This window comes from Paenibacillus tabacirhizosphaerae (genome assembly GCF_040812395.1).
GTDB lineage: Bacteria > Bacillota > Bacilli > Paenibacillales > NBRC-103111 > Paenibacillus_E.
This window is the reverse complement of sequence record NZ_JBFNXH010000020.1, coordinates 1-12148: the sequence shown is the minus strand read 5'-3', so window position 1 is coordinate 12148 and position 12148 is coordinate 1. Positions and strand designations below refer to the sequence as shown.

Annotated in this window: 12 protein-coding genes and 4 tRNA genes; 5 read left to right on the top strand and 11 right to left on the bottom strand. The window is 47.0% G+C overall.

Annotated elements, in window-relative coordinates; translation table 11 throughout:
• Positions 1 to 35: 35 nt before the first annotated feature.
• The 7 genes from ABRS97_RS24240 to ABRS97_RS24210 all read right to left on the bottom strand — a co-directional run bounded on the left by ABRS97_RS24240 (position 36) and on the right by ABRS97_RS24210 (position 7099).
• Positions 36 to 1241, bottom strand: coding sequence for an ATP phosphoribosyltransferase regulatory subunit (locus tag ABRS97_RS24240; RefSeq protein ID WP_367818290.1), 1206 nt, complete (start codon positions 1239 to 1241; stop codon positions 36 to 38).
• A gap of 219 nt (positions 1242 to 1460) precedes the next feature.
• Positions 1461 to 1955 (bottom strand): acyltransferase, encoded by a 495-nt coding sequence (locus ABRS97_RS24235; protein ID WP_367818289.1) that lies wholly within the window; start codon positions 1953 to 1955, stop codon positions 1461 to 1463.
• On the bottom strand, positions 1952 to 2611 hold the full coding sequence (gene ppaX, locus ABRS97_RS24230; protein ID WP_367818287.1) for a pyrophosphatase PpaX: 660 nt from the start codon (positions 2609 to 2611) through the stop codon (positions 1952 to 1954). The genes ABRS97_RS24235 and ppaX overlap by 4 nt, the downstream gene beginning before the upstream one ends.
• Positions 2589 to 3560: a prolipoprotein diacylglyceryl transferase gene (gene lgt, locus ABRS97_RS24225; protein WP_367818285.1), complete on the bottom strand. Its 972-nt coding sequence runs from the start codon at positions 3558 to 3560 to the stop codon at positions 2589 to 2591. The genes ppaX and lgt overlap by 23 nt, the downstream gene beginning before the upstream one ends.
• Positions 3561 to 3619: 59 nt before the next feature.
• Complete coding sequence (gene hprK / locus ABRS97_RS24220) at positions 3620 to 4561, bottom strand: HPr(Ser) kinase/phosphatase (RefSeq protein ID WP_367818283.1); 942 nt, start codon at positions 4559 to 4561, stop codon at positions 3620 to 3622.
• 183 nt (positions 4562 to 4744) lie between these two features.
• Positions 4745 to 5866 (bottom strand): ABC transporter ATP-binding protein, encoded by a 1122-nt coding sequence (locus ABRS97_RS24215; RefSeq protein ID WP_367818281.1) that lies wholly within the window; start codon positions 5864 to 5866, stop codon positions 4745 to 4747.
• 117 nt (positions 5867 to 5983) lie between these two features.
• Positions 5984 to 7099: a PucR family transcriptional regulator gene (locus tag ABRS97_RS24210; protein ID WP_367818279.1), complete on the bottom strand. Its 1116-nt coding sequence runs from the start codon at positions 7097 to 7099 to the stop codon at positions 5984 to 5986.
• 191 nt (positions 7100 to 7290) lie between these two features.
• On the opposite strand from ABRS97_RS24210, the gene ABRS97_RS24205 reads away from it, so the two are divergent.
• From ABRS97_RS24205 to ABRS97_RS24185, 5 genes are read left to right on the top strand one after another with little or no spacing between them, the layout of a single operon-like run.
• Positions 7291 to 8529: a nickel-dependent lactate racemase family protein gene (locus ABRS97_RS24205; RefSeq protein ID WP_367818383.1), complete on the top strand. Its 1239-nt coding sequence runs from the start codon at positions 7291 to 7293 to the stop codon at positions 8527 to 8529.
• A gap of 33 nt (positions 8530 to 8562) precedes the next feature.
• Positions 8563 to 8955 (top strand): hypothetical protein, encoded by a 393-nt coding sequence (locus ABRS97_RS24200; RefSeq protein WP_367818277.1) that lies wholly within the window; start codon positions 8563 to 8565, stop codon positions 8953 to 8955.
• Positions 8956 to 8961: 6 nt separating this feature from the next.
• On the top strand, positions 8962 to 9558 hold the full coding sequence (locus ABRS97_RS24195) for a gluconate 2-dehydrogenase subunit 3 family protein (protein ID WP_367818276.1): 597 nt from the start codon (positions 8962 to 8964) through the stop codon (positions 9556 to 9558).
• The gene (locus tag ABRS97_RS24190; RefSeq protein ID WP_367818274.1) at positions 9555 to 11150 is read left to right on the top strand and encodes a GMC family oxidoreductase; all 1596 of its coding nucleotides are present in this window, start codon (positions 9555 to 9557) and stop codon (positions 11148 to 11150) included. The genes ABRS97_RS24195 and ABRS97_RS24190 overlap by 4 nt, the downstream gene beginning before the upstream one ends.
• A gap of 60 nt (positions 11151 to 11210) precedes the next feature.
• The gene (locus ABRS97_RS24185) at positions 11211 to 11513 is read left to right on the top strand and encodes an MTH1187 family thiamine-binding protein (RefSeq protein WP_367818272.1); all 303 of its coding nucleotides are present in this window, start codon (positions 11211 to 11213) and stop codon (positions 11511 to 11513) included.
• An 83-nt stretch (positions 11514 to 11596) separates the two neighbouring features.
• On the opposite strand, the gene ABRS97_RS24180 is transcribed toward ABRS97_RS24185, so the two are convergent.
• The 4 genes from ABRS97_RS24180 to ABRS97_RS24165 all read right to left on the bottom strand — a co-directional run bounded on the left by ABRS97_RS24180 (position 11597) and on the right by ABRS97_RS24165 (position 12005).
• A tRNA-Lys gene (locus tag ABRS97_RS24180) sits at positions 11597 to 11669 on the bottom strand.
• Positions 11670 to 11679: 10 nt separating this feature from the next.
• A tRNA-Tyr gene (locus tag ABRS97_RS24175) sits at positions 11680 to 11761 on the bottom strand.
• Between the two features lie 46 nt (positions 11762 to 11807).
• A tRNA-Phe gene (locus ABRS97_RS24170) sits at positions 11808 to 11880 on the bottom strand.
• A gap of 48 nt (positions 11881 to 11928) precedes the next feature.
• Positions 11929 to 12005, bottom strand: a tRNA-Asp gene (locus ABRS97_RS24165).
• Positions 12006 to 12148: the final 143 nt, after the last annotated feature.

The following is a 12148-nucleotide window of genomic DNA, read 5'->3' as shown; positions in this document are numbered from 1 at the left end:
TGCCTCCTTCAAGCAACACTTAAATTCGACCCCGATTAGGGAATCATCGTGATCATATCGCTATACAAAGCTCCACGATATTCATACTGCCCGTCTGCCAGCTGCTGAACATCGTTAGACCATCCCGCAGGATCAGTCACCAGCTGAGTAATTACTGCTGCATCTTCACGGTTACGCATTTCATTAGCCAGCTTCAAAGCTTCCTCCCGATGTTCCTCATCATACGCGATAAGGACCCGCTCAGGCTGCATTACTGCCTCTTTGCCGATCACTTCTAGTATGCGATTCGTCTTCAAAGCAAAACCCGTAGCCGGCGACGGACGTCCAAACTGGCTCAACAAATTGTCATATCGACCGCCACTGCACACAGGGAATCCAAGATCTGCCGCATACCCTTCAAAGGTCATTCCCGTATAATAAGAGAAATCCCCGATCATCGTTAAATCGATGACGACCTGATCGCTAACGCCGTAAGCTTTCAACACATCCCACACTTCACATAGATGTCGAATCGCGTCCTGCGCAATTGGGTGCTGAGATACCATACGAGCTTGCTCGCAGATCTCATCGCCACCTCTAAGCCTTAACACACCAATGAGTTCCCGTTCCACTTCAGGCGTCAACGCCAACGATTTAATCGCTTCGCGATAACCGACATAGTCGCGGTTAAGCAAATGCTCTTTAAGCGCCAATTGAGCGTCTGCGCGGCCTTCCAGCGTTTCTTGAAAGAGCCCGTTCAGGAAACCTACGTGCCCGAGCGCGATTTTGAACGTATCTACACCTGCGGCTTGCAGCGATGCGATGGCTAACGCTACGACTTCTGCATCCGCCTCGGAAGAAGCATCGCCAATGAGTTCAACGCCCGTTTGGAAAAACTCGGAATCCCGTCCCGCCTCTTCCTCAATCGCCCGAAACACATTCGAATGATAGGACAAACGCAGAGGAAATGCGTGTTCTTTCAGTAACGATGAAGCAACACGCGCAATCGGCGCAGTCAGTTCGGATCGTAATACAAGCGTTTTTCCCTTACGATCCAGCAGTTTGAACAGCTTTTTATCTTCTGTAGAGCTAGCCACTCCAACGGTATCGTAATATTCCAGTGTGGGCGTAATAATCTGGCTGTACCCCCAGCGTTCCATACACGCCAATACGCGGAACTCGATGTTCCTCAATTTCCCTACCGCTTCAGGCAAGTAATCCTTAACGCCAATCGGCTTTTCAAATACTTTCGGCTTAGACACTGTTTCACCTCAACATCTTTAAATTCTTCTATACTTGCATGTTATAATATCTCGCAGACGCTTTAGTTCACTACCGTGCTACCATACTACCAAAATAAAGGATAGGGTAATTCTAACATGGAACCCTATGACCGTCAATCTCCAGTTCCCTTATCTCCTGCCAGCCACCTATGCACAAAGAAAAGAGCTGTACTGCATGCCAGCGTACAACTCTTGCTTTTACTTATCAGTATGTCCTTCACGAATGACCTGAAGTGGGTTGCCTGCGACAAAACTGTGAGGGGCTACATCTTTATGCACGACTGTGCCCGCTCCAACTATCGCGTAATCACCGATTGTTACGCCAGGCAGAATGATTGTATTCGCACCTACCATGACGTTTGATCCAATATGGACTTCACCGAGCCGATATTCTTTCGTTAAGTATTCATGTGCTAGAATCGTCGTATTATACCCAATAATGCTGTTATTTCCCACATGAATTTTCTCCGGAAAAAATACATCCACCATGACCATTAAGGCAAAAGCCGTATGCTCTCCAACCTTCATTCCAAGCACATTGCGATAAATCCAGTTCTTCACGCGCAGCGAAGGCGAGTAGCGGCTTATTTGGATAAACACAAAATTACGTATCGCCTTCCACTTGCTGACCGTGTGATAAATTTGCCACAATGCATTCGGTCCGTCGACCGGATACTTATCGGTTCTTCTCAATTCCCATCCACTTCCGGTGCCAATCCTACAATCGGCAGCAGCTCCAGCATATCGTCAATGATATGATCCGGTTGATAATCCTCTAAATAAGAACGGCCTTTCCATGACCAGGATACGCCGACAGAGGTAACCCCGGCATTTTGCGCCGCTTGAATATCATAATGGCTATCCCCAACCATCACCGCTTCTTCCTTTTTCCCGCCTAACGTTTCAAGAGCCGCCAGAATACCTTCCGGATTCGGCTTAGCCTCCTTCACATCTTCAACCGTCACAATCGTGCTCACGAATGGGTCTAGTCCGCATAATTTCAAGCCCATCAGCGTCGTTTGGCGAATTTTGCTTGTCACAATTCCTATTTTTAAACCCTTTTTATGCAGCGCAGCCATCACCTGGTGCACATGAGGGAATTCTTTGACCAGCTCATCATGCTTGGATAGATTAAAGGTCCGGTACTTCTGAATCAGATGCTCCACTTCCGTTTGGCCAGAAAATAGCTTCATCTGTTCAACTAGCGAACGTCCCATATTGGGGATGATGATCTCTCTGGTTAGCGGATTTGACGTCTGGTCCTCAAACGTGTGCAAAAAGGATTGCACGATCAGCTCATTGGTATCCACAATGGTTCCGTCTAAATCAAACAGTACGGTTTGAATCATAATCTGCTCCTTTATCTAACTCGTCATGTGCATTCGAATTGGCCTTAGGCGGCTTACTTGAAACAATCGGATCTGAGTAATGATCGCTGGCATATCCCTTTTTCCTTCTCACAATGATCACTATAATGGCGGCAATCACAATAAGCAGAGCCAGCAGCTGTGATATTCTCACATTTCCTCCGTACGTCAGTGCCCCTTGCTCAAAGACAAGCTTCATTGGCGACCAAAGCGCATTCATCAGCGACGCTAGCCAAGCAGGACCCGTGATATCCAGACTGTCCGTACGCAGCGCCTCGATAAAGAAGCGTCCAATGGAATACCAGATAAAGTAGCTAAAAAAGAGCTCTCCGGCACGCAAGAAAGGTCTGCGTCTCAACCACAATAAAACCAGTAACCCCGCTACATTCCATAGTGATTCATAAAGAAACGTCGGATGATAATAAATACCGTCAATATTCATTTGGTTGACAATAAAATTCGGCAAGTGCAGCGTATTTCTTAAAAATGATTCTTCAACAGGCCCGCCATGCGCTTCCTGATTCATGAAGTTGCCCCATCGGCCAATGGCTTGACCGACAATCAAACCAGGGGCACAAATATCTACGATTCTCCAGAAGGGGTAGCCTTTGGCTCTAAAATAAAAGTACCCTCCGATGATAGCGCCAATCAGCGCTCCATATATGGCAATGCCACCGTGCCAAATCATAAAAATTTCTGCTAAATTGTCTTTATAATCGGACCACTGAAAAGCCACATAATAAATTCGGGCTCCAATGATAGCGGAAGGCACGCCAATCAACAATAAATCCATGAAAAAGTCCGGCACAATGCGGAAACGTTTCCCTTCTTTTATAACAAGAAGCAATCCTATTAAAGCTGCCATACCTAAAATAATCCCATACCAACGTACCTCTATAGGACCAATGGCAAATGCAATCTTATTGATCATCGTTTAGCCTTGCCTCCTTCTTTTAATGAAACACCGGCCCCGCGACCATGCCAGCCTGATCAATCCGAATCCTCGAAATCTTCAGACAATGATTCCGTTAGCTTATTCGTAAATTGAAGCGCTGCATTATACCCCATCCGCTTCAGTCGATAATTCATCGCAGCTACCTCAACGATGACAGCCAAGTTTCGGCCCGGTCTAACGGGAATGGTCACAAGCGGCAGATCCGTATCGATAATCCGCGTCAGTTCTTCATCGAGCCCCAGTCGGTCATACTGTTTGTCTTGCTGCCAATTCTCTAACTTAACGACTACAGAAATTTTCTTAACATTGCGGATCGCACCAGCTCCGAACAGCGTCATGACATTGATAATACCAACACCGCGAATTTCTAGCAAATGACGAATCAGCTCCGGGGCGTTACCTGTCAGTACTTTATCTCCGTTCTGGCGGATTTCTACCGCGTCGTCCGCGATCAAGCGATGGCCTCTTTTCACAAGCTCAAGCGCAGTTTCACTTTTCCCGATGCCGCTGCTGCCCGTGATCAGCATTCCGATCCCGTAAACATCTACAAGAACGCCATGAATCGTTGTGCTTGGCGCCAACTTATTCTCCAGGAAGCCCGTCAAACGACTTGCGAAGATCGTCGTGGATACCTTGCTTCGTAGAACTGGGAGGTCACGCTTTGTCGCTTCCTCCAGCAGTTCTACTGGAACCTCCAACCCTCTGGTCACGATAATACAAGGAGTTTCCTCTGGCGCGCACAATTGCTCAACGCGATTACGCCGAACACCAGTTGTCAGCATTTCCATGAAGGTGATCTCTGTCTTACCTAGCATCTGGATTCGTTCCCGCGGATGATAGTTGAAGTATCCCGCCATCTCCAAACCCGGACGATACAAGTCACCAGTTGTTATGGGACGTTTGAGCCCTGATTCACCTGCAAGAACTTCCATATGAAATTGGTCTACCAATTCGGAAACCTTCACTTTTTTCGCCATCGACATATCTCCTCTGAGTTTTGCTTGAGCAACATCAACTTCGCCAGCAGCCTCTAATTTTACCCAATAGTTTCATCGTAATGGAATCCCTTATTGAAATCAACTACAGATGATTTAAGTATTCGTTTAAACATATAAAAAGCCAGCCGATAACGGCTGGCCTATCTATTTGAAACATTTATATTAGTTAGCCAAGACGGACAGGGAAGACTCTTTGTCGAAGAAATGAACTTTGTTCATATCCAAAGCCAATTTCACGTTTGTGCCCTCTTTAATTCCGGAACGACCATCTACACGTGCGATTACAGTGTTAGCGCCGATTCCGTTCAGGTACAAGTACATTTCGTGACCAAGGTTCTCAGTCAACTCCACGTTTACATTGAAAACAGTGTTAGGAGATGCTTCCAAGAATACAGGCTCTTCGTGGATATCTTCTGGACGAACACCCAGAATCACTTCTTTACCTACGAAACCTTTGTCTTTCAGCACTTGTGCTTTACCGGCCGGAACTTCAACATTTACGGAAGCCGATTTGAAGAATATGGAGCCGCCCTCTTGCGTCAATGTACCGTTCAGGAAGTTCATGGATGGGGATCCGATGAAACCTGCTACGAACATGTTAACAGGGTGGTTGTAGATCTCTTCAGGCGTAGCTGCTTGTTGAATGATACCTTTATCCATAACAACGATACGATCGCCCATTGTCATAGCTTCTGTTTGGTCATGCGTTACATAAATAGTTGTTACGCCAAGACGTTTAGTCAACTTCGTGATTTCTGCGCGCATTTGTACGCGAAGTTTCGCATCCAAGTTGGAAAGCGGCTCATCCATCAAGAAAACTTGTGGTTCACGGACAATCGCACGACCCAAGGCAACACGTTGACGTTGACCACCGGAAAGAGCCTTCGGCTTACGATCCAGCAAGTGAACAATATCCAAGATTTTCGCTGCTTCACGAACGCGAGCATCGATATCTGCTTTTTTGAATTTACGAAGTTTCAAACCGAATGCCATGTTTTGATACACGGTCATATGCGGGTAAAGGGCATAGGATTGGAATACCATCGCGATGTCGCGGTCTTTAGGAGCCACGTCATTAACAAGGCGGTCGCCGATGAAAAGTTCGCCTTCTGTAATTTCTTCTAATCCTGCGATCATACGAAGAGTAGTGGATTTTCCGCAACCGGATGCTCCAACCAATACAACAAACTCTTTATCTTCGATTTCAAGATGAAAATCTTTTACAGTGGATTCTTCTGCACCGGAATATCTTTTTACGATATGATTTAAACGTACGCCTGCCATGGTTCATTCCCCCTACGATTTATCAATAATTCGTTATGTCCATCAATTCGGTTCAATTAATATATTCATCTTACCCCACATACCCCAGACTGACTATGCACAATACCTACAAAAAAATCACTTTCTTTTCGTTACTTTGTACAATAGCAAAGCTAGCCTTACCAAAACCGCATGATTGAAGGTTCTAACATCCAATCCCGTCTCCTGTTTGAACTTGTCCAAACGGTATAAGAGCGTGTTTCGATGAATGTATAGCTTCTTAGCCGTCTCGCTGACATTGCAATCCAATGTAAAAAAATGCTCCAGCGTTGTCACGGTTTCCGAATCAAGCGCATAGTCGGTGCCGCGCAGCACCTGTTCTAAGAACTCTGTTTTTTCCTCCTCCTGAACGAGGTGAAGCAGCTTCTCCAGACGGAGCTCCCAAGGAAGATGAATAAAACTGCCCACATGGAAAGAACGCCCCAACATAATCGTCTCACGCAGCTGGAGAATCGCGGCAAATAACGATTTAGCCGGTTTTACCGGAAAATCAATCGCTAGATGACATTCGCCAACCCATTCATTAGCCAGCATCTCGTATAAACCGGATCCCAGAGCGTCAAGTATTTGCTCGACACTCTCCTCCTCGTCGCCCTCACGTTCTTCGCTTCCGCTTGTTAACAATCCTTCGGGAGCAAGAATAAGCCATTCTTTATCCAGCAAAGGGATTAATATAATTTCCGCCTCGAAGAAAGACTCCAGCAACTTCTTCAACTCGGCATACGAAACACTTTGATTTTGCGAATAGTCCCCGTATAGCAGCAATGGGATTTTCGTGGAATAGAGAGAGGACTGTGAAGCCAATGCATCTGGCAGCTCGGCATGAGAAGCCCCACGCTCCATTTGTTGCAGCAACCATTCTCTCAGTTGATGCGCCTTTCTTTCATCCTCGGACAGATACGAGCCCCATTGCTTGCGCTCCCGGGTTTGTTTGGTCTCCAGCATCAGCTCTACGAGCTTACGCTCCGAGTCCGTTAACCGTACTTCAGTCACTTGCAGAATGTGAATGCCCTTGGCGTCTTTATCCAAGTAAAACAGCACTTCCTGACCACGGATCACACTTCGGCTGAAGCTGGCTTGTGTCTCTTTTTGCTCCTCCACCAATCGATTCCATTCCGCTTCGGGCAGCAAATTCATGTGAACAGGCGTCTGTAAAACCGCTTCCAAACGCTCTTTTGTACGTTCCCAATCCATGTGTTCCTCTCCCTACACCATAATCAAACTACTTTTCTCTATCTCTACATTGTAACATATGTAACCACCGTGATGTGAATGAACCCATACGTCCTCGAAAGGGATGAGTCCATTTTTTATTCCTGCATTACTCATAAACTGAACCAATTTGGAAATAATTAGAGCAACCATCTATTTGAGGAGGATGCTGCATTTACACCGTTCCTTATGGCAAATCGAGCATAACCTTTAAGCTTCCTCCCGGTACAGAGGCGGATTGGATAAGCTACCACCGCTCCGCGCCCGCAGCGCACGATTGTATTGAGAAAGCGCTAGCTCATCCTATCGGAAGCGATTCACTGGAGGAAGCTGCCAAGGGCTGCAAGAATGCCGTCATCTTAATCAGTGACTCCACTCGATTATGCCCAAGCTATAAGTTCCTTGACGCCCTGCTGCAACGGTTGCATACAGCCGGAATTGCGGATAGCCAAATCCGAATTATTGTCGCCCTGGGCGTGCACCGCAAACAAACGGAAGAAGAACTGATCGAATTAGTTAGCGATACTATTTACAGGCGCGTACAGGTTTTGAACCATTCCTCCTTATCTGAGGATTGCGTACACCTTGGTACAACTCGTCTCGGAACTCCGATTGAAATCAATAAGCACGTGGTTGAAGCTGATTTTCGCATTGTGACAGGGAATCTGGAGCCTCATGCGTTAGTTGGCGTCTCGGGGGGCGTGAAGGCACTGTTTCCTGGTACTGCTTCTGCTCCCGCCATAGAACACAACCATAGCTTATCGCAGAAATATCCTGCGACGCCCGGCATTGCTGAGCATCCAATTCGTGCGGATATGGAAGAAGTACTGGAGGTTCTCCCCGTGCATTTCCTTCTTAACGTCCTTGTCGATCATGGACGCAAGCTGTTGGGCGCGGTAGCAGGAGATGTTATCGCCGCTCATCGCGCTGGGCAGGAGTTGATTCAGCGTACTTTCCTTGTTGAAGTTCCTCACCTATACGATATGATCATCGTCTCTCCCGGCGGGCATCCAAAAGACAGACAGCTATATCAAACCATCAAAGCGCTGAAAAATGCGTCTGCCATTACAAAACCCGGCGGCACCATCCTTCTAATAGCTAGGTGCGAGGAACATTATGGAAATGGTATATTTCAACATTGGGTCGAAACCATTCAAGATCGCACCGTGATGACGCAGAAACTACATCAGAAATTCGTACTGGGCGCTCACAAAATTGAGCATATTGATCAAATCCTTAAGCAGCACAAGGTTTGCCTGCTATCCGAGCTTCCACCAGCTACTGCGCAATTAATTGGCTTTCACCCTGTACCCGAGCTTCATTCATTTCTTCATGAGCGTATTGCGTCTTCCATGAAAATTGCTGTTATGCCTTATGGGGGATTAACGTTTCCTCGGTTACGTCATTCTTGATCCATTTTCACACATTGGCAGGAGGTTAAGGATATGATATGGAACCATTGGTCATTAGATCGCAGCGTGATACTTTATGTCGGCTTAGCTTATATCTTCATTTGGATACAAGTGACGATGTCTCATTACAGACAAAACTTTCATAACAAAGCCATGTGGGGACCTGTTATTTTAGCTCCCCTAATTTGCATTTCATCGATCCTTTGTGTATTGCTTAACCAAAACGGCTGGCTTCTTACAAGCCAAATTTCATACTGGCTCGGTTCTCTTGCAGGGCTGGCCGGTTTCTTCTTCCACACCAGAGGGGTAGGCAAACGTGTCGGTGGCTATGCACTGCGTAATTTCCTTATAGGTCCTCCCATCATACTGCCATTACTTTTCTCAGCCATAAGCATTCTGGGTTTAATTGCTGTCTACGGAGGGTGAACGCCGATGAAAAAACATTCCCAATATCCAACTTATGACGTTATGAAGGAGCAAGAAGAATGGGATGACCATACTCGATCCATCGTAAAAGGTCGCATAACGCGTGATCATCTCTACCACTTCCTTACTCCAGTTGAAGCCGAATGCTTGCGTACGTGGTGTTCACTGCTAATGGACGATGATCGCGGGGAAATTATCCAATACGTGATAGGTCATATTGACCAAATTGCAGTCGATAACAAGGGAGAAAGCCAGCGAAAAATCGGAGTTCCACCTTTGGAAATTCTTCTCCGCCAGGGATTGAAGGCTATCGACGAATCGGGATGGATAGCAGCTAGCCAACCTTTCTCTCAACTAGACGAAAGTGCTCAGCGCCAAATCATGCTGCATATCAGCGAAGGCACACTTCCTGCTACCGAGGCGTGGCAAGGAATTCCGCAGAAGGATCTATTCCAAAAGCTTCTCACCCTAACCGTAGAGGCCTATTATTCCCATCCCCAAGTATGGTCTGAGATTGGTTTTGGCGGTCCTGCTTATCCCCGCGGCTACGTAAGAGCCGATCTCGGTCAGCAGGATCCTTGGGAGGCGGTGGCACAGCCATGAAATGGCGGCATGAACACGATGAGGTTGATATTGTTATTGTCGGGGCAGGTGCGGCAGGTGGCGTATTGGCTAAAGAATTAAGCGAGGCGGGCATGCAGGTTGTCGTACTTGACGCTGGTCCCTGGAGGGACCCGCAGAAGGATTTTGCCAGTGACGAGCTTGCTATGAAGAGCTTGGCTTGGGAAGATACCCGAATGGTTGCCGGTACGGATCCCTTAACCATGGGGCACAATAATTCCGGCAGAGGAATCGGCGGAGGTACACAGCATTTTACCGGCGTTTTTTTGCGTTTTCATGAATCTGATTTCAAAACAAAATCCATTGACGGTGTCGGTGAAGACTGGCCAATACACTATAAAGATCTTGAACCCTACTATAGTAAAATCGAGAAAGAAATAGCCGTCTCGGGACCTAAGTATTTCCCATGGGGCAACTTCAAGGGACCTTACCCTTATCCAGAAAGAGACCCGCTTAGTCCTAATGCCTACCTGTTCCAAAAAGGCTGTGAAAGTCTCGGAATCCAATCCGTGGTAACGCCACTAGCTATTCTCTCCGCTCCTTTCGAAGGTCGCCCGCCATGCATCAATCGCGGCTTCTGTAACCAAGGGTGTATGCCGAATGCCAAATTCAGCACGCTAATTGTTCATATTCCCAAGGCGGTGAAGGCGGGAGCCGAGGTTCTGCCTGGTTGTATGGTTACACAAATTGAAATGGGCAACGATGGCAGAGCTTCCGGTGTTCTCTTTGTTCATGAAGGCATCACCTATCGCCAACGTGCCAAAAAGATTATCCTATCCGCGCATATCATCGAGACTCCACGCCTCCTGCTTCACTCAGCCACAGCCCAATTTCCCGATGGTTTAGCGAATAGCAGCGGCTGGGTTGGCCGGGCCATCATGACCCATAGCAGCCACGATGTGTACGCCAAATTTGACCAAGAGGTACGCTTGTATAAAGGTTCTCCCGTGCTTGCTTCCACACAGGACTTCTACGAAACCGACCTTCGTCGAGGTTACGCCCGAGGATATACCGTTCACGCTCATGGATCAAGGCCTGTCAGTATGGCTGAAGGGATAGCCAAATCCAATCAAGGGCCAATATGGGGAGATAAGCTGCGCCGTGCAATGCTGGACTATAATTTCTACGGTCGTCTCACCATGGTCGGCGAGGTGCTTCCTGAGTGGCATAATCACGTTGCTCTATCCGACGAAAAAGACGTCAATGGCATGCCCCGAGCAGCCGTCACCTTCAGCTACGGCGATAACGATCGCAAGCTCATCCATCACGCCGTAGACAATATGAAACTCATCCTGAAAGCTGCCGGTGGCAACGTCGAATATATCGTTCCCGATACCGCTCATTTAATGGGGGGTTGCAGGATGGGGAGCAACCCCGCCACATCAGTCGTCAACTCTTACGGACAATGTCACGACATTCCTAATTTGTTCATTTGCGACGCAAGCATCTTTGTAACGTCCAGTGGAGGAAACCCAACTAACACCGTAATGGCTCTGGCTGCAAGAACGGCTGATTACATCATTGACCTTGCAACCTCTCATGAGTTAGACAATAAATTGTACACTTCACGATAACTCATTTACAATAAGAGATAAAGAATAATACTTCTTGTTAACAAAGGAGATGATTTTCCGATGGCTATTGCTGAATTCACCATTATTCCCATAGGTACAGCAACAACAAGCTTAAGCAGCTATGTAGCCGATCTTCACAAAGAATTGGAAAAACACACCGATATTTCTTTTACAATGACACCGATGGGCACTATCCTTGAGGGTCCTTTAGACCGATTGCTGGCTGTTATCCGCGCTGTGCATGAAGTACCTTTCAACAATGGCGCACAGCGGGTCTCCACCTCCATCAAAATCGATGACCGACGGGATAAAGAAGCCTCCATGTCGCAAAAAATGAAATCTGTTGCTGAAAAATTGAATTAAAAAAGCATCCTGCGTGGACAGGATGCTTTTTTCTATAAATAAACAAAAAAAACCTTTCGCAGGTTTTTTACTTTTTAAAGAAGTGAGCCATGTAGGACTCGAACCTACGACACCCTGATTAAAAGTCAGGTGCTCTACCAACTGAGCTAATGGCTCTTAAGGAAAATGGAGGCTGATGGATTCGAACCACCGAACTCGGAGAGAGCAGATTTACAGTCTGCCGTGTTTATCCACTTCACTAAGCCTCCAGATCAGAGATACCTGTGCTGCATGCTTGCAACACAACCATCTCAATGGCTCGGGACGGAATCGAACCGCCGACACGAGGATTTTCAGTCCTCTGCTCTACCGACTGAGCTACCGAGCCTTATGTATGTAACTTTAGGTTGTCCATTTCAGGCAAAAAAATAATAGATGGCGGAGCTGACGGGATTCGAACCCGCGGTCTCCTGCGTGACAGGCAGGCATGTTAGGCCTCTACACCACAGCTCCGTATTAGGTATTTATCGGGGCCCCCGAAAAGTAATCGGAAACTCCATCATTGAATACACTTCACTTTTTGGGGTAAAGTGATGCCGTCGAGAGGACTTGAACCCCCAACCTACTGATTACAAGTCAGTTGCTCTACCAGTTGA

Coding starts and splice junctions, on each gene's coding strand:
- ppaX (WP_367818287.1), bottom strand. CDS start 2,611: ATGATTCAAACCGTACTGTTTGATTTAGACGGAACCATTGTGGATACC.
- lgt (WP_367818285.1), bottom strand. CDS start 3,560: ATGATCAATAAGATTGCATTTGCCATTGGTCCTATAGAGGTACGTTGG.
- hprK (WP_367818283.1), bottom strand. CDS start 4,561: ATGGCGAAAAAAGTGAAGGTTTCCGAATTGGTAGACCAATTTCATATG.
- ABRS97_RS24215 (WP_367818281.1), bottom strand. CDS start 5,866: ATGGCAGGCGTACGTTTAAATCATATCGTAAAAAGATATTCCGGTGCA.
- ABRS97_RS24210 (WP_367818279.1), bottom strand. CDS start 7,099: ATGGATTGGGAACGTACAAAAGAGCGTTTGGAAGCGGTTTTACAGACG.
- ABRS97_RS24200 (WP_367818277.1), top strand. CDS start 8,563: ATGATATGGAACCATTGGTCATTAGATCGCAGCGTGATACTTTATGTC.
- ABRS97_RS24195 (WP_367818276.1), top strand. CDS start 8,962: ATGAAAAAACATTCCCAATATCCAACTTATGACGTTATGAAGGAGCAA.
- ABRS97_RS24190 (WP_367818274.1), top strand. CDS start 9,555: ATGAAATGGCGGCATGAACACGATGAGGTTGATATTGTTATTGTCGGG.
- ABRS97_RS24185 (WP_367818272.1), top strand. CDS start 11,211: ATGGCTATTGCTGAATTCACCATTATTCCCATAGGTACAGCAACAACA.